This window comes from Microbacterium sp. RU1D (assembly GCF_900156435.1).
GTDB lineage: Bacteria > Actinomycetota > Actinomycetes > Actinomycetales > Microbacteriaceae > Microbacterium.
On sequence record NZ_FTPQ01000001.1, the window covers coordinates 678,467 to 703,898 of the forward strand.

The following is a 25,432-nucleotide window of genomic DNA, read 5'->3' on the forward strand; positions in this document are numbered from 1 at the left end:
TCCCGTCGCGCCTTCACACGCCGAGTCGGGGCATGGCCGCTCCGGGCCCAGCCGTGGCGAGGTCCCTCTCTTCGCACGTCACACCGCTCAGTCCAGGAACTCCCGCGCCGCCACCACGAGGTTCTCCACGCCGCGGTCGATCGTCGGCTGCATGACCGGGGCGAAGAAGGGGGAGTGGTTCGTCGGGATGTCGCGCTCGATCGTGCCGCCGGCCAGGGCGTCCGCGAACTTCTGAGGGTCGACCCCGCCCCAGAACCAGAACACCAGCGGCGCGCCGGACTCGCGGGCGAACCACGACACGTCCTCGCTGCCGGTGAACATGCCGGGATCGACCACGCCGGCCTCCCCGAAAGCCCGCCGGAACGCGGCCGTCAGGCGGGAGGTGGCATCCACGTCGTTGATGGTGGGCGGCAGGGTGTGGTCGGTGCTGATGGTGGGTTCCTGCTCGGCACCGGATGCCGCGGCCTCGGCCCGGATGATCCGCTCGACCTTACTCATGACCCGCGCGCGTGCCGCGTCGTCGGGATAGCGCAGGCTCAGCTCGAGCTTCGCCTCGGCCGGGATGATGTTGTTCTTCAGGCCCGCGTGGATCGAACCGACCGTGACGACCGCGACGTCGCGCGGGTCGACCTCGCGCGAGACGACCGTCTGCAGGCGCATGACGGTCGCCGCGGCCATGACGACCGGGTCGATCGTGGAGTGCGGGCGCGAGCCGTGGCCGCCGCGGCCGTGCAGCACCACGGTGAGACCGTCGGATGCCGCCATCTGCGTGCCCGGGCGGACGCCGATGACACCGGCGGGCAGCGGTGTGACGTGCTGGCCGAGCACGATGTCGGGCTTCGGGTAGCGATCGAGCACGCCGTCGGCGATCATCGCCTGCGAGCCCGCGCCGTACTCCTCGGCCGGCTGGAACACCGCGACGACGGTGCCCGACCACTCGTCGGTCGTGGCGACGAGCCGCTCGAGCGCGCCGATGAGAGCGGTGACGTGCATGTCGTGACCGCACGCGTGCATGACGGGCACGGCGTTGCCGGCGGGGTCGGTGCCGCGGGCAGTGCTGGCGTAGGCGAGGCCCGTCTGCTCCTCGACGGGGAGGCCGTCCATGTCGGCGCGCAGCCACACGACCGGCCCGGGGCCGTTGTCGATCCGCGTGACGACCCCCGTGCGTCCGACGCCCTCCTCGACCTCGAGACCGAGATCGGCGAGGTGGCGCGCGATGACGCCCGCCGTCCGGGTCTCCTGGAACGACAGTTCCGGGTGGGTGTGCAGGTCGGTGTAGAGGCTTTCGAGGTCGACGCTCATGGATCGAGCCTAGTTCGCGGTCGTCTTCCCCGCCCCGGGCCCCGCTCGCCCGGAAGAATCTCGTCACCGGCGCGCAGGCCCCGGCATTCGATCGAGTGTCCGGAACACCCGGACGCCGTGAAGACTGCCCCGGGTGTCTTGGACGCTCGACCTGCCTTATGAGGACCCGCCCCGGCTGCGGCGAACGGGCGCTACCGGATGCCCCGCAGCCGGCGCAACCCGACCGATCCGGTCAGGCGAGGCGGAGAGGCTGTGCGCATGACCACGACACACTTCGACTACCTCATCGTCGGCGGCGGAATGGTCGCCGACACCGCCGCGCGCGGCATCCGCGAGATCGACGCGGACGGGTCCATCGGCATCCTGAGCGACGACGTCGACGAGCCGTACACGCGCCCCGCCCTCAGCAAGAAGCTGTGGACCGACGACGAGTTCACGTGGGACGCGGTGCCGCTGGGCACCGCCGCCGACACCGGCGCCGACATCCGGCTGCGCACGCGCGCCACGGCCATCCGACCCGATGACCACGAGGTGGATGCCGATGACGAGACGTTCTCGTACGGCAAGCTCCTGATCGCCACCGGCGGGAAGCCCGTGCCCCTCCCCGTCGACGACCGCTCGAACGGTGACCGGGTGCTGTCGTTCCGCACGGCCGAGGACTACCGGCGCCTCCGCTCGCTGGCCGATGACGTCGAGCGCATCGCGGTCGTGGGCGGCGGGTACATCGGCTCCGAGCTCGCGGCGGCCCTCGTGCAGAACGGCGTCGACACCGTGCTCATCCACACCGGGGCGGTCCTGGGCGACGCGGTCTTCCCCGCGGCGCTCGCCGAGCGCTTCGAGAAGCTGTTCCGCGACGCGGGCGTGGAGATCGTCGCGGGGTCGAAGGTCTCGGGAGGAGAGGTGGATGCCACGGGCGCCCGCCTCGAACTCGAGAACGGCGACGAGGTGCGCGCCGACGCCGTGGTGAGCGGTCTCGGCATCGAGGTCGCGACCGACCTCGCCGAGGAGGCCGGCCTCACGGTCGACGACGGCGTGCACGTCGACGCGCAGCTGCGCGCCTCGGCCGACGACGTCTACGCCGCCGGCGACGTGGCGAGCTACCCCGACCGCCTCCTGGGGCGCCGGCGGGTCGAGCACGTCGACAACGCCAACGAGCAGGGCAAGGCGGCGGGGCGCAACCTCGCTGGCGCCGCCGAGCCGTACACGCACACTCCGTACTACTACTCCGCGGTGTTCGGCATCCGGTACGAGGCGGTGGGAACCCTCGACTCCTCGCTCGACACGGTCGAGGACTGGATCGACGCCGACCGCGGGGTCGTCTACTACCTCGACGACGACCGCGTCGTGGGCGTGCTCCTCTGGAACGTGGAGAAGTCCCGGGATGCCGCCCGCACGGTGCTGGCGGAAGCCGACACCCTGACGCGCGACGATCTGGTGGGTCGGATCCGCTGAGCGGACTGCGCCTCCACGGGCATCGAGACCGGCGGGCCGGTCGGAACCGGCGACGGTGACGACTCGGCCCGCCGCTCTCGCGCGCGATCGGCGGTGTGCCCCGCGGCTCCACGGGTCTACCCTGGACGCGCGCTGTGCGTCTCACGGTGCGCGAAACCCGGGAGCACCCCACATGGCCACAGCCGAGCTGCGTCTCACCCTGCCCATCGATCGCGCGCGCGATGCCCTGACGGCCGCGCTCGTCGAAGAGGGCTTCTCGGTCCAGCCGACGCCGACCGGAGCGCTCTCCGTCTCGCGCGACAGCGGGGGGACGTCGCTCGACGCAGACGCCTCCACCGGATCGGGCGCGCGCGGGCGGTTCGACGTGCACCTGACCGACTCCCCCGAGGGCGCGCTCGCGTCGTTCGAGCGCTCGCCGGCGGACGACGGCCCGGCCGTGGTCGAGGGGGACCTCGCTCGCGACGCCGCGCGCCGCGTGGGGGAACGGCTCGCGAGGCAGGGGGTGATCGCCGGCGCCTCGGCGGGCGACGCGGAGGGGGCGCCGATCGCCGGGCCCATCCCACCCTCGGTCGGTGCGTCTCCGGTGCCGCCGCCCGGAAACCCCGCTGCCGCCGGCTACCCGGGTTACCCGGGAACCGCCCAGTTCGTCCCGTCCGGCTCGCCCTCCGCACCCGGAACGTCTCCGTACGCCCCGGATACGTCGACCTCCGCCCCCGGGATGCCGCCCTACGCCCCGGCCGCGGCATCCGGACGCACCAACGGCGTCGCGATCGCCGCGATCATCATGGGTTTCGTCGTGCCGATCGGCGGGATCATCGCCGGGGCCATCGCCCTCGCCCAGATCAAGCGCACGGGCGAGAAGGGCCGCGGCCTCGCCATCGGCGGGATCGTCGCGGGCGGCGTCATCACGGTGCTCTCGGGCATCGCGGTCGTCGCCCTCGTGATGCTCGCGCTCTTCGGCGCCGGTGTCGCGGCGACCTCGGTCGATCCGTTCGATCCTCCCGTCGATACGGGCGACGGGGGCGTGACCATCGGCCCGAGCGAGCAGGCGCCGAGCGACGCGTACACGCTGCCGGTGGGGCTGTGTCTCGATGAGGTCCCGAGCGGGGTCATCTCGCCCGCGAACGTCCTCGACTGCGCCCAGCCGCATGCGTACGAGGTCTTCGGCAGCTTCTTCCTCGAGGACGGCGCCTTCCCCGGCGACGACACCGTCGAGTCCTCGGCGTACGAGCAGTGCGACGCCGCGTATCCCGACTTCGTCGGCATCCCCTGGGAACAGTCCGCGCTCGCCTATTACTACGTCGCGCCGAACGAGCAGACGTGGGCCGAGGGCGACCGCGAGATCTCGTGCCTGCTGTACGACCCCGAGGCGGAGGAGACCACCGGATCGCTGCGGGGGTCTGCTCGCTGATCGCGTCCCTCGGAGCCGGTGGACGGGGGTGACGGCTCCCGACGCGCGCGGTCAGGCCGCGGGCGGAGCCGTCGAGCCTCGGTCGACCAGCTCGAACGGCAGGGTTCCCCGGCCGCGCGCGGGCTCGGCCCCGTCGAGTTCGGCCAGCACGGCGTCGGCGGCGCGTTCGCCCTGGCCGCGCGCGAACTGGTCCACGGTGGTCAGCCCGAACCAGCGGCCCAGCTCGTGGCCGTCGACACCGATGACCGACACGTCGTCGGGAACGCGGAGTCCTCGCTCCCGGGCGGCGAGGATCGCACCGATGGCCATCTCGTCGGAGGCCGCGAACAGGGCGGTCGGGGCATCGGCGACGGCCAGCGCGCGCGCCGCCGCCTCGGAGCCGCCCTCGATGGTGAAGTCGGCGGGCTCGAACCGCGCGCCCTCGACACCGGCCTCGGCGAGCACCTGCTCGAACCCCCGCCGACGCAGCGAGGGCACGCTCGATCCGGCATCGATCGCGGCGTCCGCCCCGATGTGGGTGATGCGGCGGTGCCCCAGCTCGAGCAGGTGCGTCGTCGCGAGGCGGCCGACGGCGAGGTCGTCGACCGTCAGGGTGGTCAGCAGCGGGTTGGGGCCGGCGATCGCGACGATCGGCACACCGAGGCCCCGCAGCGACGACGATTCCTCGGCATCCAGTTCGAGGGCGATCGTGATGACCGCGTCGATCCGGCGGCGCCGCAGGTGGTCGTCGAAGACGCGGCGGCGTTCGGCGGGGTCGGCGCTCACGCTGTACAGCGTGATGTCGTAGCCCTGACGCACGAGGGCGTCGGAGATGCCCGCCAGCACGGTGCTGAAGAACCACCGGTCGAGGAAGGGCACGACCACCCCGACCGCGCGCGTGCGTCCGGATGCCAGGCTCGACGCCGCCGCCGACACCACGTAGCCGAGCTCGTCGGCCGCGGCGAGCACGCGATCGCGCGCGGCGGCGGAGACGGGACCCCGTCCGCTCAGCGCCCGCGAGACCGTGGCCGTCGACACGCCCGCCGCGCGTGCGACGTCGTCGATGCCGGCCACGGTCTCGTGCGTCCGGGGAGGATGGAGGATGCCGCGGCTTACGCCGCCGCGATCCAGACGGTCGTGTCGGTGGGCAGGCGCTCACCGTCGAGGGGACCGCTCGCGATGAGCACCTCTCCGGCGGGCAGCTCGACGGCGGCGTCGCCCAGGTTGGCGATCACCAGCAGCGAGCCGTTGCGGAACGCCACGACATCGTCTCCGTAGCCGTCGACCCACTCGAGGTCACCGGCGCCGAGGTTGCGGGCACGGCGCTCGGCGAGCAGCGAGCGGTACAGCGAGAGGGTCGATGAGGGATCGTCGACCTGCTGGTCGAAGGCGAGGTCCGCCCACTCGGCCGGCTGCGGCAGCCACGACGCTCCCGTGTCGTTGAAGCCGTACGCGGGCGCGTCGGCGGTCCAGGGCAGGGGCACGCGGCATCCGTCGCGTCCGTAACGCTCGCCGTTCGTGCGGAACCACGTCGGGTCCTGACGGGCGTCGTCGGGCAGGTCGATGACCTCGGGGAGGCCGAGCTCCTCACCCTGGTACAGGTACGACGAGCCGGGCAGCGCGAGCATCAGCGAGGTGGCGGCGCGGGCGCGGCGCAGTCCCTTCACCGGGTCGGGCTTGCCCGGGGACTTCGGGCCGATTCCCGCGCCCTGCGGGTTCTCGGCCGTCAGCGCCAGGCGCGAGGCGTGACGCACGACGTCGTGGTTCGACAGCACCCAGGTGCTCGGGGCGCCGACGGCGCCGTACTCCTCGAGCGAGTCGGTGATGACGTCGCGCAGGGCTGCGGCATCCCAGGTCGTCTCGAGGTAGTGGAAGTTGAAGGCCTGGTGCATCTCGTCGGGACGCACCCACAGCGCGGTCTGCGCGACCGTCGGCAGCCAGGCTTCGGCGCAGAGCGCGCGGTCACCGTCGTACTCGGCGAGCACCTCGTGCCACTCGCGCCACACCTCGTGGACGCCGGCCTGACCCCAGTACGGCACCTCGGCGGTGTCGCCGCCCATCGAGCCGCCGTCAGGGTCGGGAGTGAAGTCGGGGAGACCATCGGCCTTGATGAGGCCGTGCGCCACGTCGACGCGGAAGCCGTCGACGCCGCGGTCGAGCCAGAAGCGCAGCACGTCGCGGAACTCCGCGCGCACTTCTTCGTTCGTCCAGTCGAAGTCGGGCTGAGTCTCGTCGAAGATGTGCAGGTACCACTGGCCCGGCGCGCCGTCGGCCTCGGTCACGCGCTTCCACATGCCGCCGCCGAACACGCTCTCCCAGTTGTTCGGGGGGAGCTCGCCGTTCTCGCCCGTGCCGTCGCGGAAGATGTACCGCGCGCGCTCGGGGCTGCCGGGCGCGGCCTTCAGCGCCTGCTGGAACCACACGTGCTGATCGCTGGAGTGGTTCGGGACGAGGTCGACGATGACCCGGATGCCGCGCTCGTGCGCACCGCTGAGCATCGCGTCGAAGTCGGCCAGGGTGCCGAAGATCGGGTCGACGTCGCGGTAGTCGGCGACGTCGTAGCCGGCGTCCTTCTGCGGCGAGGTCTGGAAGGGGCTCAGCCAGATGGCATCCACCCCCAGGTCGCGCAGATCGTCGAGGTGCGCGGTGACGCCGGGGAGGTCGCCCAGGCCGTCGCCCGACGCGTCGGCGAAGGAGCGGGGATAGATCTGGTAGATGACGGCGGTGCGCCACCACTCGGAGCCCGGGGCCGAGGCGAGATCGGCGCGCGCGTCTTCCTGCGTGAAAGTCATGCGGTACACGCTACTGCAAGCGCTTGCAGTGGCGTCAAGCCTCACGCGGAGTGCGGGGCGTGGGATCGGGGTGGCGTCGTAGCGAGGGAGGGGCTGGGTTGGGCGTGCGGCGTCGAGTGGCCAAGACGCTCGGACGCTCCGGAAAATCGTCCGGGTGTTGTGGACAATCGGCAGCGGGCAGCGGGCAGCGGGCAGCGGGCAGCGGGCAGCGGGCAGCGGGCAGCGGGCAGCGGGCGGCCACGGGCGCCGGGCGGCACCGGGCGCGGGGCGGTGCGACAGAGCCGCGATTAGGCTGGAGACGTGCCCGACGCCTCCGCCCTCGCCCGCGCTGAATCCCTCATCACGAGCATCCCCGACTACCCGAAGCCGGGGATCGTGTTCCGCGACATCACGCCGCTGCTGACGGATGCCGCGGCCCTGCGCACCGTCGTCGAGGCGCTCGTCGAGCCCTTCGCGGGCCGCTTCGACGCGGTCGCGGGCGTCGAAGCGCGCGGATTCCTGCTGGCCGGCGCCGCCGCGATCGCCGCGAACGTGGGCCTCATGCCGATCCGCAAGGCGGGCAAGCTGCCGCGCCCCGCGGCGAGTATGTCGTACGACCTCGAGTACGGGTCGGCGCAGATCGAGATGCACGACGACAACGCCGCGGGCGCCCGCGTGCTGCTGCTCGACGACGTGCTCGCGACAGGCGGCACCCTCCGCGCGGGCCGCGACCTGCTGCAGGCGGTGGGCAGCGAGGTCGTCGGCATCGCGACGCTGCTCGAGATCGACGGCCTCGGTGGCCGCGACGTGCTCGGCGACGAGGTGCACTCGGTCTTCCACGTCTGAGGAGCTGCCTCCGCCCGGCGGCGTGCGACCGGACCCCAGAGTGCCGCGCGTCGATATGAGCGGATGCCGCGTATCTCGCGCGCGCGGGCTCGGCATCCCGAACCCGCCGCGTGAGGCATCGCGCGAGAACGCGGAACGGAGCAAGTGGACCCCGAACGGCGCGATATGAATGCTCCCGCCGTGCGGAGGGCGGGGCTTCGACGCCCCGGAAGTCCGCTCAGCGGCGCAGGACGCCCTCGACGGAGTCGCCGAGGCGGAGGCCGTCGCGATCGACCCAGTACCGACGTTCGAGCCGCAGGCCCGCGACCGACTGCACCGATCTGACGCCGGCGAGGGTGCCGAGGTCGTCGCGCACGAAGCGGGCGAGATCGACGGGCCCGGCGAAGACGCCCGCGAGGCTGACCGGCGCCGAGCCGGTGACGGTCGACAGCAGGCGCACGCTGGGGTGCGCGGCGAGGGTGTCGAGCGCGCCGCGGATGTCACGCGGCCGGACGTCGATGGTGACGACCGCGTTGAGGGGGAAGCCCATGAGGTCGGGCTGAATTTCGATGCGGGGGGAGATGGCCCCGGAATGGATGAGGAGCCGCATCGCGCGGGCGGCCGTCGTGGGCGAGACGCCGAGCGTACGTCCCACCTCGGCGGCGGTGACGCGGCCGTTCTCGCCGAGCATCCGCATGGTCTCGAACTCGAGGTCCGACAGCTGCTGGAGGTCCCGGAGCGGTTCGCCGTCGGCCACGGCGGCGTGCTTCTCGAGCTCCGTGGTGCGCGCGGCGTCGAGCCGGCGGTACCGCCACGACTGGCCGACCTTGGCGGGCTCCAGGATCATGCGACTGTCGATGGCGCGGACCCCCGGGATGGAGGGGATCGTCGAGGTCAACAGGTCGTGGGGGTCCGACCCGCGCAGCGGGAACAGGTTGGCGTAGATATCGGCCGCACCGCTGGTGCGGAGCACGAACTGCACGTCCGGAATACGCAAGAGCTCGCGCACGACGGCCTCGGAGTGACCGGGGGTGGAGGTAACCCAGAGCTCGAAGGGGTTGCTCGAGGTGATCAGCTCCCAGGCGAACCGACCGACGACGCGGAGAAGGCGTTCGTCCTGCAGGCGCGCGAGGCGCCGAGACGCGGTACTCGTGGGGATGCCGAGGATGTCGGCCAGTGCGGCCGTGGGGACGCGGGGGGCGATGTGCAGGGCCGCGACGATGTCGAGATCGGTCTCGTCGAGCTGGGGTCGGACCGCGCGTGGGTCTGATCGGTGCACGATCTCAACCTATCTCAGGCATCACTCGCTGGCCGGAACACGAATTTCCCATTCGAGGAAACACGAATGACATATTCGCCCATCATGCTTGCCCTCAAGTTTGTTTATTCCTACAGTTGCCTGCATCGATGACGCAGGTGTCGTCGAAGGCCAGGAGGATCGCATGGACGAGCAGCAACCGTGGCAATGGGACGAGAGCGTGTGGCGCGGTCACGTCGAGCATGTCCGCGCCGGACGCCGACTGGTGCACGACGACCCGGCGCAGCGCTGGCCGTCGGGTGCGCGGGTCGCCGTGTTGCTGTCGTTCGACTCCGACCACGAATCGATCCCTCTTCGCGACGGCGAGACCTCACCCGGCCGGATGGCGCAGGGTGAGTTCGGCGCGCGTTTCGCGGTGCCCCGCATCCTCGATCTGCTCGCGCGGCACGAGGCGCCCTCGTCGTTCTACATGCCAGCGGTCTGCGCACTGCTGCGACCGGACGAGGCTCCGTCCTACGTGGCGGGGGGTCATGAGGTCGCCGTGCACGGCTGGATCCACGAACGCAACACCGCGCTCACACATGACGACGAGCTCGATCTCGTCAGCAGATGCCTCGACGTCTTCGAGCGGCAGATCGGACATCGGCCCACCGGCATCCGCACCCCGTCGTGGGACTTCTCGGGATCGACACTCGCCGTCATCCGCGAGCTCGGCTTCGTGTACGACTCCTCATTGATGGCGGATGCCGACCCCTACGAGCTGCTGGAGCACGGGGAGCGCACCGGGATCGTCGAGATCCCGGTCGAGTGGATCCGCGACGACGCCCCGTACCTGATGATGGACCGCTTCGGCGGACTCCGCCCTCACATGCCGCCCCGCAGCCTCCTGCAGATCTGGATCGACGAGTTCGACGCGGCGCGCGAGGAGGGCGGGGTCTTCCAGCTGACCATGCACCCGCACATCATCGGGCACCGCTCGCGCCTGCGGATCCTCGACGAGCTGCTCCGTCACATCCGCTCGTTCGACGACGTGTGGATCGGCACCCACGCCGACCTGGCCGCCCACGTGCGCCCCCTCCTCTGACCCGCACCGCCTCGAGAGAGAATGCAGATGACCTCCACCGCACCCGAGACCGTCCACGCGACGAAGCTCAGCAAGAAGGGCAAGAAGGCGATCGTCGCCGGCTCGATCGGCAACGCCGTCGAGTTCGTCGACTGGGCCGTCTACTCGACGTTCTCGTCGATCTTCGCCCACCACTTCTTCCCCGCGGGCAACGACGTCGCGGCCCTGCTGTCGACGCTCGCCATCTTCGCCGTCGGCTTCATCATGCGTCCCATCGGTGCCGCGGTCATGGGGACGTACGCCGACCGTTTCGGCCGGAAGAAGGGCCTGCTCTTCACCATCACCCTGATGGCAGCCGCCACCCTCGTGATCGGCCTCGCGCCGACCTTCGAACAGGTCGGCATCTTCGCGCCGCTGCTGCTCGTGCTCGCCCGCCTCGCACAGGGCTTCGCCGCGGGCGGGGAGTTCGGCTCGGCCTCGGCGTTCCTCGTCGAATCCGCTGCTCCCCAACGGCGCGGGTTCGCCGGATCGTGGCAGCAGGTCTCGGTCGCCGCGGGAGTGCTCATCGCGTCGGCGCTCGGTTTCACGATCACGACCGTGCTGCCGCCGGAGGCAGTGGACAACTGGGGATGGCGCGTCGCCTTCATCTTCGCCGCATCGCTCGGCTTCGTCGGACTGTGGCTGCGCCGGGGTATCGAGGAGACGCAGTCGTTCGCGACCGGCCGGGAGCGCGTCGACGGCTCCGCGAAGCCCGCCCGCCACAACGCCTTCGTGCGCATGTTCCGCGACCACCCCAAGGCCACGCTGCGCGTCTTCGGCATCACCATCGCCGGCACGCTGCTCTACTACATGTGGGTCAACTTCATGCCCACCTACGCGGCGGTCACCACGGGCATCCCGTTGAACCAGGCACTGCTGGCGAATGTCATCGCCATGATCATCTTCATCGTGCTGCTGCCCTTCGGGGGTCTGCTCTCCGACAAGATCGGTCGCAAGCCCACCATGGCGGCCTTCGCGGGCGGCTTCCTCGTCTTCGCGTGGCCCGCCTTCCAGCTGATCGGCGGCGGATTCTGGGCCCTGCTGGCCGTGGAGATCATCGGCATCGTGCTGCTGGTCGGCTACTCGGCGAACTGCGCGGTGATCATGGCGGAGCAGTTCCCGCCCGAGGTGCGCGCGACGGGCATCGGCCTGCCCTACGCGCTGGCGGTCGCGATCTTCGGGGGCACGGCGCCCTACATCACCACGTGGATGAACACGAACGGCTACGGCGGATGGGTCTGGCTCTACGCGTCCATCGCCGCAGCGATCGGCCTCGCGGTGTACCTCACCATGCCCGAGACCAAGGGCAAGGAGCTCGACTGATGCGCCACGTCGTCGTGACCGGGGCCGGGTCGGGGATCGGCCGCGAGATCGCCCTCGCCTTCGCGCGGCGCGGGGAGGCCCTGACCGTCGCCGACCTGCACGCCGAACCCCTCGCCGAGACGGCCGCGCTCGCCCGGGAAGCCGGTGCACCGGTCTGTGCGACGGCGACGGTCGACCTGCGCGAGGGCCAGGCCGCCGACGAGCTGGTGCGCACGGCCTGGGCGACCGCACCGGTCGACGTCCTCGTCTCGAGCGCGGGCGTCTATCCCGCGACGCCGTTCCTCGACCTCGACGCGCGCACGTGGGACCGCGTGCTCGACGTCAACACGAGGGCGCCCGTACTGCTCACCGTCGCCCTCGCCCGCCGCGCGATCGCGTCGGGACGTCCCGCCAGCGTCGTCAACATCTCCTCCGGTGCGGCGTTGCGCGCCCGGCCGGGCGCCGCGCCGTACTCGACCTCCAAGGCGGCGCTCGAGGCCGCGACCCGGGCGTCGGCGCTGGAACTCGGACCTCACGGCATCCGGGTGAACGCCGTCTCGCCCGGCTTCGTCACGGTCGACTCGCGGGTCAATCCCGTGACCGACGAATACGCCGCTGCGGTCGGAGACACCCCCCTCGGCCGTCGAGGCACTCCCGCCGACATCGCGCGCGCGGTCGTCTGGCTCGCGGGCGAGGAAGCCGAATGGATCACCGGGGAGGTGCTGCGCGTCGACGGCGGATCGTCGACCGGCGCCTGGCACCTTCCGCAACACTGGGCCGCCACCGGCCAGGGAGAACACGAATGACCTCGAACTACACGATCGTCGGCGCGGGAGCCATCGGCGGCACTCTCGCCGTGCACTTGCATCGGGCCGGCGCGGACGTGCATCTCGTCGACACGGATGCCGATCACATCGCCGCCGTCCGCGCGAACGGGCTGCGCATCGAGCACCCCGGCGGGGTGTTCAGCGCCCGCCTGCCGATCTCGACCCCCGAGGAGGCTCCCGCAGAGCTCGGCGCGGTGCTCCTGGCCGTCAAGGCGCAGGCCACCGACGCCGTCGCTGCGTGGATCGCGCCGCGACTCACGCCCGACGGGTGGATCGCGTCGATGCAGAACGGCCTGAACGAGGCGACCATCGCCCGGCACGTCGGCGTCGACCGCACGGTCGCCGCCTTCGTCGACCTGTTCGCCGACGTCGTCGAGCCCGGTGTGGTGCGCGACGGCGGCATCGGCGACATCGCCCTGGGCGAGCACGCCGGCGGGTCGAGCGATCGCGTCCGCGCACTCGCTCACGATCTGCGCGAGTGGGGCGCGCCGATCGTCTCCGACAACGTGCCCGGCTTCCTGTGGTCGAAGCTGGGGTTCGGCGCGATGCTCGTGGCATCCGCTCTCTGCGACGACGACATGGGCGACCTCATCGACCGCCATCGAGTGGGCCTGCACGCGCTCGTCCGTGAGGTGCTCGAGATCGCCGTGGCCGAGGGGATCGAGCTCGAGGGGTTCGACGCCTTCGTCCCGTACGACTATCTCGGCGACGAAGCCGCCGCGAACGCCGCCACCGACGGGCTGGTGGCCTGGCTCGCCCGTCAGACGAAGAAGCGTTCGGGCATCTGGCGCGACATCGCCGTGCGCGGCCGGCGAACCGAGGTGCCGACGCAATACGCCCCCGTCCTCGAGGCCGGCGAGCGGAGAGGCATGCCGACCCCGCTCACGCGATGGCTGGTGTCCCGCATCGAGCAGCTCGAGACGCACGCGATCGCGATGGACGAGGCGCACCTGCACGAGCTCGATCGGATGGCCACCGCATGAGTGCGCTGCTCACGGCCGCCGAGGCAGCGCGCGAGGCGCTCGTCGCCGATCTGACGGCGTATACGCAGCAGGAAACGCCCTCGGACGACCGCGACGCCTTGGCGAGGGGGCTCGCCTGGGTCCGTGCCTTCGTGACGCGCCACCTCGGCACCCCCGACGCGGAGCGCGTGATCGACGCCGCTCCCCACGGCGATGTCGCGGTGCTCGACTGGGAGGCGACGGATGGCGGTACGGGGTCGGTTGCGATCCTCTGCCACTACGACACCGTGTGGCCTCTCGGCACACTGGCCGAGTGGCCCGTCGCGATCGACGGCGATCGGCTCACCGGCCCCGGTGTCTTCGACATGAAGGCGGGTCTCGTCCAGGCGACGCACGCGATCGCGATCGCCCGGGCCCAGGGACTGCCGCTGCCCGCCATCCGTCTCGTGCTCAACGGTGACGAGGAGATCGGATCGCTCGGTTCCCGCCCGCACATCGAAGAGGCCGTCACGGGCCGCGACGCCGTGCTGGTCTTCGAGGCGAGCGCCCGCGGCGCGCTCAAGACGGCGCGCAAAGGCGTGGGGATCTTCCGCGTCACGACGCACGGTGTCGAGGGCCACGCGGGGCTCGACCCGGAGCGGGGCGTCAGCGCCATCGACGAGATGGCTCGCATCGTGCTCGCCCTGCACGCGCTCGCGGACCTCGGCGCCGGCACGAGCATCAACGTCGGCACCGTCGCGGGTGGGTCGCGCTCCAACGTCACCGCCGGTCGCGCCGAGGCCCTCGTCGATGTGCGCGTGACCGACGTGGCCGAGAGCGAGCGGATCGACGCCGCGCTGAACGCCCTCGCGCCCCACCGCGCGGAGGCGACGTTGCACATCGCCGGCGGGTGGAATCGACCGGTCATGCCGCGAAGCGCATCGACGGTCGCGCTGTTCCGCATCGCGGAGGCGGTGTCGACGGCGCAGGGATGGGCGGTCGAGGAGATCTCGGTCGGCGGAGCCAGCGACGGTAACTTCGCCGCCGCTCTGGGGCTGCCGGTGCTCGACGGCCTGGGCGCCGTCGGGGACGGGGCTCACGCGCGTCACGAATGGATCTCCATCGACGGCATGGTGCAGCGTACGGCGCTCGCGGCCGGCATCCTCGTCCGCCTGGGCGGAGGCGATGCCGCGTGACCAGCATCGTCGCGCCGATGCGGCTGCGCGAGCTGACGCTGCGCAACCGCATCTGGATCGCCCCGATGTGCCAGTACTCGGTCGATGCGTACGACGGCATCCCCACCGACTGGCACCGTGTGCACTACGGCGCGCTCGCCGCGGGCGGCACCGGTCTGCTCGTCGTCGAAGCGACGGCGGTCGTTCCCGAGGGGCGCATCACCCGCCAGGACACCGGACTGTGGAACGACGCGCAGGTCGCGGCATGGCGCGGCATCGTCGCCTTCGCGCACGCGCAGGGTGCGGCCATCGGGGTGCAGCTGAGCCATGCCGGTGCGAAGGCGAGCACGTTCGCGGGTTTCGGTCGTGACGGCGATGAACGCGGCTCCGTCCCCGTCGAGCGCGGTGGCTGGCAGACGGTGTCGGCGTCGGACGTCCCGGTGATGGGGCTGGCTGCGCCGCGTCCGGCTTCCGCCGCGGAGCTCGAGGAGATCGCCGATGCGTTCGTGGCGGCCGCCCACCGCGCCGACGACGCGGGATTCGACGTCGTCGAGGTGCACGCGGCTCACGGCTACCTGTTGCATCAGCTGCTCTCGCCGTTGGCGAACCGCCGCGACGACCGGTTCGGCGGTGACCTCGCGGGCCGGGCGTCGTTGTTGCTCGACATCGTCCGTCGCATCCGGGCCGACCTGCGGACGATGCCGATCATCGTGCGCCTGTCGGCGACCGACTGGGTCGACGGCGGACTCACCCCCGACGATGCGGCGACGGTCGCCGCCTGGGTGGTCGCGGCGGGAGCGGATGCCGTAGACGCCTCCTCCGGCGGGCTCGTGCTCGCCGACATCCCTGTCGGACCGGGCTATCAGGCGCATCTCGCCGAGCGCATCGCCCGCGAGGGCGTCGCCGCGTCGGCCGTCGGTCTGATCGAGACGGCGGAGCAGGCGGAAGAGGTCGTGCGGCGCGGCGTCGCCGCAGTGCGCATCGGGCGTGCGGCCCTACGCGACCCCAGCACGCCTCTGCGCTGGGCGCGCGAGCTCGGCGCGAGCGTCGATTGGATTCCGCCGCAGCGTCTCCGGGCGTACTGACCACGGCAGGCGTGGCCGTGAGGGTTGTCCGGTGCCGGTGCCGGTGCCCTCAGCCCAGGACGCTCGCGCCCAGCTCGACCGGGCTGCCCTCGATGTTGCCGACGATGCCGCGGATGACGCCCGTCCCGTCTTCGCGGCGGAGGCCGTCGTACCAGGCCTGCGTCGCTTCGACGTCGAAGGCGTGCGTCTCGAACGCGCGCTTGCGGGCGCGCAGAACGAGGTCGCCGGCCCGCTCGGTGCGGATGCGCTCGTAACGCTTCAACGAGTCCTCGACGCCCAGGGTCGAGGTGGCGAAGACGATGCCGAGCGCGAAGCTGTCCTCCAGCGCCGAGCAGGCGCCCTGCCCGATGTCGGGCGCGGTGTTGTGCGCGGCGTCGCCGAGGATGGCGACCCGCCCGCGCACCCACGTGTTGAAGGGGTCGATGTCCCAGATCTCCACGCGGTTGAGCGATTCGTCGGGGTCGATGCCGTCGAGCAGCGCCCGCACGCCGGGGGCGCCCCACGCGCCGAACGCCTCCTCGAGGGCGGCCATGCGGTCCTCGAGCACCCCCGACGGCCCCGGCACGTCGACGAAGAAGTAGAAGCGGTCGCCCGCGACGGGCATCACCGCGCACCGCTTGCCGTCGCCCACGTAGGTCGTCCACTGGTCGAGCGGACCGATGCGCTCGTCGGCGGCGACCAGGCCGTTGTAGTTGACGTAGCCGGAGTAGGAGCGCTCGGGACGGATGCCGGTGGGCTCGGTGACGTAGTCCCGCACGAGCGAGCGCGCGCCGTCGGCGCCGATCAACAGGTCGGCGGTGTCGGTCGATCCGTCGGCGAAGGTCGCCGTCACCGTGACGCCGTCGTCGGCGACGGCCACCAGCTGCCTCCCGAGGCGGATGGACGCCTGGCCGACGGCATCCATCATCAGCGCCTGCAGGTCGGCACGGGCGACGGGATAGGGCCGCTGGCCCGTCTGGGCGGTGACGGGGGCGAGGCTGAAGCGGCACAGCTCGTCGCCGGTGTGGCCGTCGTAGTAGGCCATGTCGTCCATGCGGCCGCCGAGGGCGGCGACCTGCGGACCCAGGCCGAGCCAGTTGAGCACTTTCACGCCGTTCGACCACAGCGACAGCGCAGCGCCGACGGGGCGGTTCTCGCGCATGCGGTCGTAGACGACGACCTCGTGGCCGAGTTTCTGCAGGGCGAGGGCGGCGGAGGTTCCGCCGACACCGGCGCCGATGACGATGACCTTCATGACTCTCCTCAGCTGCCGCGGTAGGTCGAGTAGGCGAACGGACTCAGCAGCAGCGGCACGTGCAGATGGCCCTCGCCGCTCACGGTGAACGCGACCGTCACGACGGGGTGGAACGAGGCGACGCCGCGCTGGCGGAAGTACGCGCCGGTTGCGAACGTCAGGGCGTAGTCGCCGTCGGCGAGCCGCTCGGGGCCGAGCGCGAGGCGGCCGTCCTGGTCGGTCGTGCCCTCGGCGACGGGGGTGCCGTCGAGCGCCGCCGCCGACACGGTGACCCCGGCCGCGGGCGTGCCGGTCGTGGCATCCAGGATGTGGGTCGTGAGGTGGGTCATTCGGCCGCCTCCGGCTCGGCGGGGGCCTCGTCGGCGAAGGTCGCGCGGAGCCGCAGGAGGGCGATCTCGGCGAGCTGCCGGGTGGCCTCGATGGTCTCGGCGTCGGGGTCGTTGCTCAGGCGGCGCTCGAGTTCGGCGCGCATCTCGCTCGGCGTGCGGCCGGCGGCGCGGATGAGGAAGACCCGGCCGAAGCGCTCCTCGTATGCGATGTTCCCGGCGGCGATCGCGGCGACGTCGTCGTCGGCGGCCTCGGCCATCGAGCCCTGTTCGCGACGGGATGCCGCGGCCTCGGCGCCGTCGCCCGCGACCTTCGCCCCGATGCGGGGGTGGGCGTGCAGTGCCGTCTCGAAGTCCTGCGGCGACCACGCGGAAGCGAGGTCCCCGGCATACGAGGCGAGGGCGTCGACGGTCGCGTACGGGCGGCCGGCGACGACGGCGTCGACCCACCCGGGGACGTCGGCCCACACGCGGACCACGGCCGAGGCATCCGCGTCGTCGAGGGCATGGAAGTGGTGCAGGAGCATGCGGGCCAGGCTAGGGGCGTCGCGTTACGGCGCTGTGGCGCGATGTGTCGGCGATGTTGCTGTGGGGAACATTTCGGCGTGGCTGCGGTGAGGCGACCGGCTGCCTTCGGGGCGCGATCCGCTTCTCGAGGCGTGAAACTCGCGCCCCAAGGGGCCGGACCCGCCCCGAACCAGAAGGGCGCCGCCGCATGACCCCGCCGCGCGGTCCCGACCCGCGGCCCCGCAGGGGGCCCCACCCCGACCCGCGCCGCGTCAGGCGTGCACGATCAGCCAGTGCGCCACGGCATCCGTTCCGCCGGTGTTGTGCAGGCGGTGGGGGACCGAGCAGGGGTAGCTGATGGCATCCCCGGCGCGGAGGATCACGCGCTCGGCCTCGAAGTCGATGGTCAACTCGCCCGCGACGACCGTGCCGACCTCGTAGCCCTCGTGGTGGAAGAGGCCGTCAGCGCCGTGCGCTGCGGCGCCGGGCGGGTAGATCGACTCGAAGTAGTCGACGCCGGGGGAGGAGCCGGGTGTCAGGCGGCGGAACGAGACGCCGCTGTCGAGCACGATGTCGGGCGACTGCCCCGCGCGCTGCAGCGTGAAGCCCGAGGGTCCGACGGGTTCGACGGGACGGTCGGATGCCGGATCGAAGGCCGCGACGAGCGGCACGCCCAGGGCGTCGGTGATCGCGATGAGCCGCGAGACGCTCGGCTGCATCACGCCGCGCTCGATCTGCGAGACGGCGCTGGGGGAGATGCCGAGCGAGGCGGCCAACGCCCGGGCGGAGATGCCGCGGGCCTGCCGGAGATCGCGGATGCGGGCGCCGACGGATGCCGACGGCTCGGCCGTCGCGACACCGGTGGGCTCGGAGTCGACCGTCGGGACGGCGTCCTGATCGACGGCGTCGGCGAGGGGCGGCTGCGTCATGCCCCGAGTCTAGGCAGCCGGTGGGTGTGAAGGATTGACTTCACACGCTCGTTACATGAGCGAAATCACCCGCGTCGCGTGAACCCATAACTTCACATCAGAGCTCCACTCCGGCCGCGGACTCCACGTCGTGGCATCCATCGCCCTGAGAGGAATGACATGACGACCACCCCGCTCACCGGCCCCCACGATCTGGTGGAGGCCGCCGGCCACCCCCACGGGGGCGGCAACATGAAGCCGCAGTACGACGACCGGCTCGCCAACGAGGACCTCGCCCCGCTGAAGAAGCAGAAGTGGTCGAGCTACAACATCTTCGCGTTCTGGATGAGCGACGTGCACTCGGTCGGCGGCTACGTCACCGCGGGTTCGCTGTTCGCCCTGGGCCTGCAGTCCTGGCAGGTGCTCGTCGCCCTCATCGCGGGCATCGTCATCGTGCAGGTGTTCGCGAACCTCGTCGCGAAGCCCAGCCAGAAGACGGGTGTGCCCTACCCCGTGATCAACCGCGTGGTGTTCGGCATCCGGGGTGCGAACATCCCCGCGATCATCCGCGGGCTCATCGCGATCGCCTGGTACGGCGTGCAGACCTTCCTCGCGGCGGAGTCGCTGAACATCGTCTTCCTGAAGTTCATCCCGGGATCCGCCGCCCTGCTCGACGTGTCGTTCGCGGGCCTGTCGGCGCTCGGCTGGATCTCGTACGCGATCCTGTGGACCGCGCAGTTCCTCCTCTTCTGGAACGGCATGGAGGTCATCCGCCGCTTCATCGACTGGGCCGGCCCGGCCGTCTACCTGGTGATGATCGTGCTCGCCGTGTACCTCGTCTCGCAGGCGGGCATCGAGAACATCTCGTTCACCCTGTCGACCACCCAGCTCGACTTCTGGGCCTCGATCCCCGTGATGTTCGCCGCGATCGCCCTGGTCGTGTCGTACTTCTCGGGCCCGATGCTGAACTTCGGCGACTTCGCCCGCTACGGCAGAAGCTTCGCCGCGGTGAAGAAGGGCAACTTCTGGGGCCTGCCCATCAACTTCCTCTTCTTCTCGCTGCTCACCGTCATCACCGCCTCGGCCACGGTGCCCGTGTTCGGCGATCTCATCACCGACCCGATCCAGACGGTCGAGCGCATCGACACCCCCTTCGCGATCCTCCTCGGCGGCCTCACCTTCGTCACCGCCACGGTCGGCATCAACATCGTCGCCAACTTCATCTCGCCTGCGTTCGACTTCTCCAACGTCGCCCCGAAGAAGATCTCGTGGCGCGCGGGCGGCATGATCGCGGCCGTCGGCTCGACCTTCCTCATGCCGTGGAACTGGTACTCGAACGCCGACGCGATCCACTACTCGCTCGGAGTGCTCGGTGCGCTGATCGGTCCGCTCTTCGGCATCCTGATCGCCGGCTACTACTTCGCTGCCCGCCAGCGCGTGAAGGTCGACGCGATGTTCACGATGGATGCCGCCGGCCCGTACTGGTATCGCAACGGCTTCAACCCGAACGCGGTCAAAGCCGTCATCGCCGCGGGGGTTCCCACGGTGGCGGTCGCGATCTCCCCGAAGCTCTTCGCCGACCTGGGCCTGTTCGACGTCTCCGCGATCAGCGACTACAGCTGGTTCATCGGCTGTGCGCTGGGCCTGGTGCTCTTCCTCCTCTTCGAGCGTCTCGACCCCCGCGTGCCGACGTTCGACGGCGAGACCGAGGGCATCTCCGACGGTGCCGTCGACGGGGCGGCCGCGACCGCGGCATCCGAGCCGCCGGCGATCTCCGGCGGGATTCCGGTGGATGCGACGGCTTCGGCGGCCAGGCCCGTCTCGGGATCGGGCGCGACCGCGTGAGGATCCTGCTCGTCAACCCCAACACCTCCCGGGCGATGACCGCGAAGATCGCGGACGCCGCCCGGGGGGTGGCGGGACCCGGCGTGCTCGTCGAGGCGGTGTGCCCCGCGACCGGGGCCTCGGCCATCGAGAGCCACGTCGATGAGGTCGCCGCGGCCGCGGCGGTCGTGGAACTGATCGCCGCCGACCGCGACGGGATCGACCCGGCGGACGCGTACGTCATCGCGTGCTTCGGCGACCCGGGGCTCGACGCGGCGCGCGAGCTGGTCGAGGTGCCCGTGATCGGGATCGCCGAGGCCGCGATGCATCTGGCGACGGTGTCGGGGCGGCATTTCGGCGTCGTCACGACCCTGAGCCGCACGCTCGGTCGCGCTCGCGACCTCGTGGCGCGCTACGGCATGGAGCGGGCGTGCGTCTCGCTCGCGGCGACCGGGATCCCGGTGCTCGACCTCGAGGACACGGGGTCGGCGGCCGCGGAGACGATCGCCCGTCACACCGCGGATGCCGCGTCCGCCGGCGCCGACGTCATCGTGCTCGGGTGCGCGGGCATGGCGGACCTGTGCGCCGAGCTCACGGCGCGCATCGGGGTGCCGGTCGTCGACGGGGTGGCGGCGGCGGTGGGGTTGGCATCCGGGATGGTGCGGATGGGACTCGGCACGAGCAAACGCGACGAGTACGCGCTGCCGCCGGTGCGCGAGGGGGTGCTGATCGGCAGCGCTGCCGCGGTGACGGCCGGCCGCCGGCACGTTTCCTCCCCAGCGGGCGGATTCCGGGGTGTTCGCACAGATGTTGATGACGGTTACATTCGTGAAACGAGGGGCGCATAGCGTGAACCGCATGAGCTCTCGGATCGCCGCACGTCGGGTCTTCCTCGACGGCGCCTTCGCGCCCGCCACCGTCGTCGTCGCCGACGGGTCGATCGTCGCGGTCGAGGCGTTCGACGCCGGGGCCGACACCGTGCTCCCGCAGGACGCGACACTGCTGCCGGGCCTGGTCGACTCGCACGTGCACTTCGACGAGCCCGGCCGCACCGAGTGGGAGGGCTTCGCCACCGGCACGGCGGCCGCCGCAGCGGGAGGCGTCACGACGGTCGTCGACATGCCGCTCAACAGCGTCCCCGTGACCACCTCCGTCGAGGCGCTGGAGGCCAAGCGTGCCGCCGCGCGGGGCAAGCTCGCCGTCGACGTGGCCTACTGGGGCGGTGCCGTTCCGGAGAACCTGGGGTCGTTGCGCGCCCTCTCCGACGCGGGCGTCGTCGGCTTCAAGTGCTTCCTCTCGCCGAGCGGGATCGACGAGTTCGGCCACCTCGACGCCGAACAGCTCGAGCAGTGCCTCGCCGAGCTCGCCGTCTTCGACGGCCTGCTCATCGTGCACGCCGAAGACCCCGCGCACCTGCCCGCCCACGGCGCGCTCGGACCGCGCTATCGCGACTTCGAGGTCAGTCGCCCGCCGCTGAGTGAGCGCGCGGCGATCGAGCGCGTGATCGCTGCGGCCCGTCGCACCGGCGCCCGCGCGCACATCGTCCACGTCTCCGACGGCGGCGCGCTCGACATCGTGCGCGCGGCCAAGGCAGAGGGCGTACGCCTCACGATCGAGACATGCCCGCACTACCTCACGCTCGACGCCGAGGAGGTGCCCGACGGCGCCGCGGCGTTCAAGTGCTGCCCGCCGATCCGCGGGGCCGCCAACCGCGACCTCCTGTGGGCCGGAATCGTCGACGGCACGATCGACGCCATCGTGAGCGACCACTCTCCCGCGACGGTCGAGCTCAAGAGCAACCCCGACTTCGGCCTCGCGTGGGGCGGCATCGCGGGACTCCAGACCGGTCTCTCGGCGATCCACACGACCGCCCGCGAGCGAGGCCTGGCGTTCGAGACCCTTCTGCCGCTCATGACCACGGGCCCCGCGCGCATCGCCGGCCTGCCCGGCCTCGGCGTGATCGAGCCCGGCGCTCCCGCGCACCTCGTGGCGTTCGCCCCCGACGAGCGGTTCGTCGTCGACGCCGCGAGCCTCGAGTACCGCAATCCCGTGTCGCCGTGGCACGGCAAGACCCTCATCGGAGTCGTGCGGGAGACGTGGGTGCGCGGCGTCTCGGCCTACCGCCGGGGAGCACCCGTCACCGAACGCGAGGGCCGCGAGATCCTGCGCGCAGCCGCGGCGGTGCAGGCATGAGCGCGGCCACGCCTGAGTCGGCGGCGACAGAGGTCCGCGAGCCCGTCGAAGGGACCGGGAGCGCGACCCCCGTCCCCATCCTCCAGCCCGGCGTCGGCGCGATCCCCGGCGACCACTACCTCCCCGCCGCCCCCGCCACGGTCATGTGGGGGCGCCTCCCGTGCGCGGCCGATGCGCCCGCGCTCGAGATCGCATCGGGCGAGAGCGTGACCTTCGACACCGTCAGCCACGAGGGCATCCTCGACGACCAGGGCAGAGACCCGCACGCCTACTTCACGGCCCACGGCGTGCCCGCGGACCACGTGCTCGCCGACGCGATCGAGATCGCGGCATCCGTCTCCCGCGATCCCTTCGCCGACGGACCGCACGTCGTGGTGGGGCCCGTGCGCGTGCGCGAGGCCCGGCCCGGCGATCTGCTGAAGATCACCGTCGAGACTCTGACCCCCCGGGTGCCCTACGGCGTGATCTCGAACCGCCACGGCAAGGGTGCGCTGGTGGGCGAGCTGCCCCGCGGCGAGCACAATGTCAGCGTCTTCGCCGCCGTCGCCGAGCGCGAGGGCGTGCTGCACGGCACGCTCCCGGTCATCGAGGGCGGCGACCCGGTCGTCGCCTTCCCCCTCGCACCGTTCCTGGGCACGATGGGGGTCGCCGTCGCGGCCGACGAGCGACCGCATTCGGTGCCACCTGGTACGCACGGCGGCAACATCGACATCAATCTCCTCGTCGAGGGCACGACGCTGTTCCTGCCCGTGCAGGTCGACGGCGCCCTCGCGTACGTCGGTGATCCTCACTTCGCGCAGGGCGACGGAGAGGTCGCGCTCACGGCGCTCGAGGCCTCACTGCGGGCGACCCTCCGCTTCGAGGTGATCCCCGCGGATGCCGCCCGCGCGGCGTTCGGCGAGGTGACCGGCCCGCTCGTGCGGACCCCCGGGTATCTCGTCCCGACCGGGATGGACCCCGACCTCGACGCTGCGATGCGCGCGTGCGTGCGCGCCTCCCTGGCGCTCATCGAGGGACGCTGGGGCATGGACGAGCACCTCGCCTACGCCTACCTGAGCGCCGCCACCGACTTCGACATCTCGCAGGTCGTCGACATCGTCTCCGGTGTTCACGCCCGCATCCGCGAGGCGGACTTCGCCGGCGTTCCGTCCGTCGAGCCCGAGTCCGTGGCATCCGGTGACGACGCAGACGGGAGTGCGGCATGACGCCCGTCGCACGCCGTATCGAGCGGGACGCCGTCGGCGTTTCTTGGACACTCGATCGCGCGGGAAGGAGAGCACAGTGACGGAGGCCACGATCCCGGGCGAGCTGCGCGCCGCGTTCGATGCGTACGAGGCGGCGATCGTCGCGAACGACCTCGACGCGCTCGACGCGTTCTTCGCCCCGGGGGGCGACACACTGCGCGGCGACAGTGGCGGCCTGCTGGTCGGTCACGACGCGATCAGCGGCTTCCGGGCTCTGCGAGGCGGCGTCCCGCCGCGCGAGATCGCCGACCTGCACTACCGCCCGCTGGCCCGCGGCGGCGCGGGCGCGGCATCCGGCGACGCGGCAGCCGCGACCGCCGACGCTCTGAGCATCGACGGCGACGTGGCCCTGCTCGTCTCGGTCTCGGCGTTCCGCGGCGGTGGGCGCGGTCTGCAGACGCAGATCTGGCAGCGCATCGACGGACGGTGGCTGATCACCGCGGCCCACGTCACCCCCCGCACTCCCGCGCTCGACCGCACGATCTGGCGCAGCGTCGGCGACCCGTTCCTGCAGGGCGCGTGGGAAGGACCGCTGGCGGGCCTGACGGTCGCGGTGAAGGACCTCTTCGCGATCGCGGGCTTCCGCATCGGCGCCGGCAACCCCACGTTTCTCGAGGAAGCGCGTCCCGAGAAGGTCACCGCGCCCGCCGTCGCCGACCTGCTGAGCGGTGGCGCCTCCCTCCGCGGCATCGCGCGCACCGACGAATTCGCGTACTCGATCGCCGGCGACAACGTGCACTACGGCACCCCGCCCAACGGGGCGGTGGTCGGCGCCCTGCCCGGCGGTTCGTCGAGCGGACCGGCCTCGGCCGTCGCCACGGGCCACGCCGACGTCGGACTCGCCACCGACACGGCCGGTTCCATCCGCGTTCCCGCGTCGTACCAGGGCCTGTGGGGGCTGCGCACCACGCACGATCTCGTCCCCCGCCAGGGCATGCTGCCGCTCGCGCAGTCCTTCGACACGATCGGCTGGCTCACCCGCGACGGCGACACCCTTCAGCGCGTGGCCGATTGGTGCCTCAGCTACGACGGTTCCGCGTCGACCGAGAGCGTCTACGGCGCCTCGGGTGACGACCTACCCTGGCGGTTCCACGTGCCCGAGGAGATCCTCGACTGCGCCGACGCCGACACGCGCGAGGCCTTCTCGAGGCTGCTGGCCGCGCTCGCGGCATCCGACGACCCGCCGTCGCTTCGCGCCGTCCACACGGGCGACGTGGATGCCGCCTTCACGGCGTTCCGCACCGTGCAGGGCGCCGAGGCCTGGCGCAACGACGGGGAGTGGCTGCGCGCGCACCCCGGGGCGGTGGGGGAGGCGGTGGCCGAGCGCTTCCGCGCCGCGTCGCAGATCACCGCGGCCGACGAGGCCCGCGCCCGCGCCGACCTCGACCCCATCGCCGCGCACCTGGCCGAACTGGTCGACGGTGCCGTGCTCATCTTCCCGACCGTCCCGGGACCCGCGCCGCTGCGCACCGCCGACGTGGATGCCGTCCGCGCGGCGACCTTGCGCATGACCGCGCCCGCGGCCATCGCGGGACTGCCGGCGGTGTCGGTGCCGCTGCTGACGGTGGCCGGTGCGCCGGTCGGCGTGTGTCTCGTATCGCGCGCCGGTACCGACATCGCACTCGTGCGCCTGGCCCGGCGTCTCGCGGGTCGCGTCTCGTCCGGAGCCGAGCGATGACCCGCGGCGCAGCGCTCCCGCGGACCATCCGCGCAGCGGCATCCAGCGCCTCGCACAGCCGTGCTGCCGGAGCCGTTCCGCCCCTCGC

22 protein-coding genes are annotated in these 25,432 nt (G+C 71.9%); 14 read left to right on the forward strand and 8 right to left on the reverse strand.

Features of this window, described 5'->3' with window-relative positions; all coding sequences use genetic code 11:
• Nucleotides 1-87 precede the first annotated feature (87 nt).
• Nucleotides 88-1,302, reverse strand: coding sequence for an amidohydrolase (locus B0B15_RS03100; protein ID WP_076673239.1), 1,215 nt, complete (start codon nt 1,300-1,302; stop codon nt 88-90).
• Between the two features lie 258 nt (nt 1,303-1,560).
• Here B0B15_RS03100 and B0B15_RS03105 point away from each other — a divergent pair, with 258 nt between their 5' ends.
• Complete coding sequence (locus B0B15_RS03105) at nt 1,561-2,754, forward strand: NAD(P)/FAD-dependent oxidoreductase (protein WP_076673240.1); 1,194 nt, start codon at nt 1,561-1,563, stop codon at nt 2,752-2,754.
• Between the two features lie 172 nt (nt 2,755-2,926).
• A complete protein-coding gene (locus tag B0B15_RS03110; protein ID WP_076673241.1) occupies nt 2,927-4,165 on the forward strand; it encodes a DUF4190 domain-containing protein in 1,239 nt (412 codons plus the stop codon).
• Between the two features lie 51 nt (nt 4,166-4,216).
• On the opposite strand, the gene B0B15_RS03115 is transcribed toward B0B15_RS03110, so the two are convergent.
• On the reverse strand, nt 4,217-5,218 hold the full coding sequence (locus B0B15_RS03115) for a LacI family DNA-binding transcriptional regulator (protein WP_076673242.1): 1,002 nt from the start codon (nt 5,216-5,218) through the stop codon (nt 4,217-4,219).
• Between the two features lie 38 nt (nt 5,219-5,256).
• Nucleotides 5,257-6,936: a glycoside hydrolase family 13 protein gene (locus B0B15_RS03120; RefSeq protein ID WP_076673243.1), complete on the reverse strand. Its 1,680-nt coding sequence runs from the start codon at nt 6,934-6,936 to the stop codon at nt 5,257-5,259.
• Between the two features lie 300 nt (nt 6,937-7,236).
• Here B0B15_RS03120 and B0B15_RS03125 point away from each other — a divergent pair, with 300 nt between their 5' ends.
• Nucleotides 7,237-7,761: an adenine phosphoribosyltransferase gene (locus B0B15_RS03125; protein WP_076673244.1), complete on the forward strand. Its 525-nt coding sequence runs from the start codon at nt 7,237-7,239 to the stop codon at nt 7,759-7,761.
• Between the two features lie 217 nt (nt 7,762-7,978).
• Here B0B15_RS03125 and B0B15_RS03130 read toward each other — a convergent pair whose 3' ends face one another.
• The gene (locus tag B0B15_RS03130; RefSeq protein WP_076673245.1) at nt 7,979-9,019 is read right to left on the reverse strand and encodes an Lrp/AsnC family transcriptional regulator; all 1,041 of its coding nucleotides are present in this window, start codon (nt 9,017-9,019) and stop codon (nt 7,979-7,981) included.
• Nucleotides 9,020-9,182: 163 nt separating this feature from the next.
• On the opposite strand from B0B15_RS03130, the gene B0B15_RS03135 reads away from it, so the two are divergent.
• The 6 genes from B0B15_RS03135 to B0B15_RS03160 are packed head-to-tail and all read left to right on the forward strand — an operon-like array spanning nt 9,183 to nt 15,430.
• Entirely contained in the window at nt 9,183-10,082 is a 900-nt protein-coding gene (locus tag B0B15_RS03135) for a polysaccharide deacetylase family protein (protein WP_076673246.1), read from the forward strand.
• Nucleotides 10,083-10,109: 27 nt separating this feature from the next.
• Nucleotides 10,110-11,423, forward strand: a complete 1,314-nt coding sequence (locus B0B15_RS03140) for an MFS transporter (RefSeq protein WP_076675113.1) — start codon at nt 10,110-10,112, stop codon at nt 11,421-11,423.
• Complete coding sequence (locus B0B15_RS03145) at nt 11,423-12,208, forward strand: SDR family NAD(P)-dependent oxidoreductase (RefSeq protein ID WP_076673247.1); 786 nt, start codon at nt 11,423-11,425, stop codon at nt 12,206-12,208. Before B0B15_RS03140 ends, B0B15_RS03145 begins: the two co-directional genes overlap by 1 nt.
• Complete coding sequence (locus B0B15_RS16630) at nt 12,205-13,212, forward strand: ketopantoate reductase family protein (protein ID WP_076673248.1); 1,008 nt, start codon at nt 12,205-12,207, stop codon at nt 13,210-13,212. The genes B0B15_RS03145 and B0B15_RS16630 overlap by 4 nt, the downstream gene beginning before the upstream one ends.
• The gene (locus tag B0B15_RS16635; RefSeq protein ID WP_076673249.1) at nt 13,209-14,366 is read left to right on the forward strand and encodes a M20 family metallopeptidase; all 1,158 of its coding nucleotides are present in this window, start codon (nt 13,209-13,211) and stop codon (nt 14,364-14,366) included. Before B0B15_RS16630 ends, B0B15_RS16635 begins: the two co-directional genes overlap by 4 nt.
• Nucleotides 14,363-15,430: an oxidoreductase gene (locus tag B0B15_RS03160; protein ID WP_256334163.1), complete on the forward strand. Its 1,068-nt coding sequence runs from the start codon at nt 14,363-14,365 to the stop codon at nt 15,428-15,430. The genes B0B15_RS16635 and B0B15_RS03160 overlap by 4 nt, the downstream gene beginning before the upstream one ends.
• A 49-nt stretch (nt 15,431-15,479) precedes the next feature.
• Here the strand turns inward: B0B15_RS03160 and hpxO are convergent, their stop codons facing one another.
• The 4 genes from hpxO to B0B15_RS03180 form a co-directional block, all read right to left on the reverse strand.
• Nucleotides 15,480-16,664 (reverse strand): FAD-dependent urate hydroxylase HpxO, encoded by a 1,185-nt coding sequence (hpxO, locus tag B0B15_RS03165; RefSeq protein WP_076673250.1) that lies wholly within the window; start codon nt 16,662-16,664, stop codon nt 15,480-15,482.
• 8 nt (nt 16,665-16,672) lie between these two features.
• Complete coding sequence (gene uraH / locus B0B15_RS03170) at nt 16,673-16,993, reverse strand: hydroxyisourate hydrolase (RefSeq protein WP_076673251.1); 321 nt, start codon at nt 16,991-16,993, stop codon at nt 16,673-16,675.
• Complete coding sequence (gene uraD / locus B0B15_RS03175) at nt 16,990-17,517, reverse strand: 2-oxo-4-hydroxy-4-carboxy-5-ureidoimidazoline decarboxylase (RefSeq protein ID WP_076673252.1); 528 nt, start codon at nt 17,515-17,517, stop codon at nt 16,990-16,992. Before uraD ends, uraH begins: the two co-directional genes overlap by 4 nt.
• 252 nt (nt 17,518-17,769) lie before the next feature.
• Nucleotides 17,770-18,426 (reverse strand): helix-turn-helix domain-containing protein, encoded by a 657-nt coding sequence (locus B0B15_RS03180; protein WP_076673253.1) that lies wholly within the window; start codon nt 18,424-18,426, stop codon nt 17,770-17,772.
• A 159-nt stretch (nt 18,427-18,585) separates the two neighbouring features.
• On the opposite strand from B0B15_RS03180, the gene B0B15_RS03185 reads away from it, so the two are divergent.
• The 5 genes from B0B15_RS03185 to B0B15_RS03205 all read left to right on the forward strand — a co-directional run bounded on the left by B0B15_RS03185 (nt 18,586) and on the right by B0B15_RS03205 (nt 25,344).
• Nucleotides 18,586-20,250: an NCS1 family nucleobase:cation symporter-1 gene (locus tag B0B15_RS03185; protein ID WP_076673254.1), complete on the forward strand. Its 1,665-nt coding sequence runs from the start codon at nt 18,586-18,588 to the stop codon at nt 20,248-20,250.
• Nucleotides 20,247-21,077, forward strand: a complete 831-nt coding sequence (locus B0B15_RS03190; RefSeq protein ID WP_083708835.1) for an aspartate/glutamate racemase family protein — start codon at nt 20,247-20,249, stop codon at nt 21,075-21,077. The genes B0B15_RS03185 and B0B15_RS03190 overlap by 4 nt, the downstream gene beginning before the upstream one ends.
• A gap of 10 nt (nt 21,078-21,087) precedes the next feature.
• The gene (gene allB / locus B0B15_RS03195; protein ID WP_076675116.1) at nt 21,088-22,422 is read left to right on the forward strand and encodes an allantoinase AllB; all 1,335 of its coding nucleotides are present in this window, start codon (nt 21,088-21,090) and stop codon (nt 22,420-22,422) included.
• Nucleotides 22,419-23,627: an acetamidase/formamidase family protein gene (locus B0B15_RS03200; RefSeq protein ID WP_083708836.1), complete on the forward strand. Its 1,209-nt coding sequence runs from the start codon at nt 22,419-22,421 to the stop codon at nt 23,625-23,627. The genes allB and B0B15_RS03200 overlap by 4 nt, the downstream gene beginning before the upstream one ends.
• A gap of 76 nt (nt 23,628-23,703) precedes the next feature.
• Nucleotides 23,704-25,344: an AtzH-like domain-containing protein gene (locus tag B0B15_RS03205; protein ID WP_076673255.1), complete on the forward strand. Its 1,641-nt coding sequence runs from the start codon at nt 23,704-23,706 to the stop codon at nt 25,342-25,344.
• The last annotated feature ends 88 nt before the right edge of the window (nt 25,345-25,432 follow it).

What these genes read in the sequence shown, in the direction of transcription:
- B0B15_RS03100 (WP_076673239.1), bottom strand. Translation starts at nt 1,302, where the DNA reads ATGAGCGTCGACCTCGAAAGCCTCTACACCGACCTGCACACCCACCCG.
- B0B15_RS03105 (WP_076673240.1), top strand. Translation starts at nt 1,561, where the DNA reads ATGACCACGACACACTTCGACTACCTCATCGTCGGCGGCGGAATGGTC.
- B0B15_RS03110 (WP_076673241.1), top strand. Translation starts at nt 2,927, where the DNA reads ATGGCCACAGCCGAGCTGCGTCTCACCCTGCCCATCGATCGCGCGCGC.
- B0B15_RS03120 (WP_076673243.1), bottom strand. Translation starts at nt 6,936, where the DNA reads ATGACTTTCACGCAGGAAGACGCGCGCGCCGATCTCGCCTCGGCCCCG.
- B0B15_RS03135 (WP_076673246.1), top strand. Translation starts at nt 9,183, where the DNA reads ATGGACGAGCAGCAACCGTGGCAATGGGACGAGAGCGTGTGGCGCGGT.
- B0B15_RS03140 (WP_076675113.1), top strand. Translation starts at nt 10,110, where the DNA reads ATGACCTCCACCGCACCCGAGACCGTCCACGCGACGAAGCTCAGCAAG.
- B0B15_RS03145 (WP_076673247.1), top strand. Translation starts at nt 11,423, where the DNA reads ATGCGCCACGTCGTCGTGACCGGGGCCGGGTCGGGGATCGGCCGCGAG.
- B0B15_RS16630 (WP_076673248.1), top strand. Translation starts at nt 12,205, where the DNA reads ATGACCTCGAACTACACGATCGTCGGCGCGGGAGCCATCGGCGGCACT.
- B0B15_RS16635 (WP_076673249.1), top strand. Translation starts at nt 13,209, where the DNA reads ATGAGTGCGCTGCTCACGGCCGCCGAGGCAGCGCGCGAGGCGCTCGTC.
- hpxO (WP_076673250.1), bottom strand. Translation starts at nt 16,664, where the DNA reads ATGAAGGTCATCGTCATCGGCGCCGGTGTCGGCGGAACCTCCGCCGCC.
- uraH (WP_076673251.1), bottom strand. Translation starts at nt 16,993, where the DNA reads ATGACCCACCTCACGACCCACATCCTGGATGCCACGACCGGCACGCCC.
- uraD (WP_076673252.1), bottom strand. Translation starts at nt 17,517, where the DNA reads ATGCTCCTGCACCACTTCCATGCCCTCGACGACGCGGATGCCTCGGCC.
- B0B15_RS03180 (WP_076673253.1), bottom strand. Translation starts at nt 18,426, where the DNA reads ATGACGCAGCCGCCCCTCGCCGACGCCGTCGATCAGGACGCCGTCCCG.
- B0B15_RS03185 (WP_076673254.1), top strand. Translation starts at nt 18,586, where the DNA reads ATGACGACCACCCCGCTCACCGGCCCCCACGATCTGGTGGAGGCCGCC.
- allB (WP_076675116.1), top strand. Translation starts at nt 21,088, where the DNA reads ATGAGCTCTCGGATCGCCGCACGTCGGGTCTTCCTCGACGGCGCCTTC.
- B0B15_RS03200 (WP_083708836.1), top strand. Translation starts at nt 22,419, where the DNA reads ATGAGCGCGGCCACGCCTGAGTCGGCGGCGACAGAGGTCCGCGAGCCC.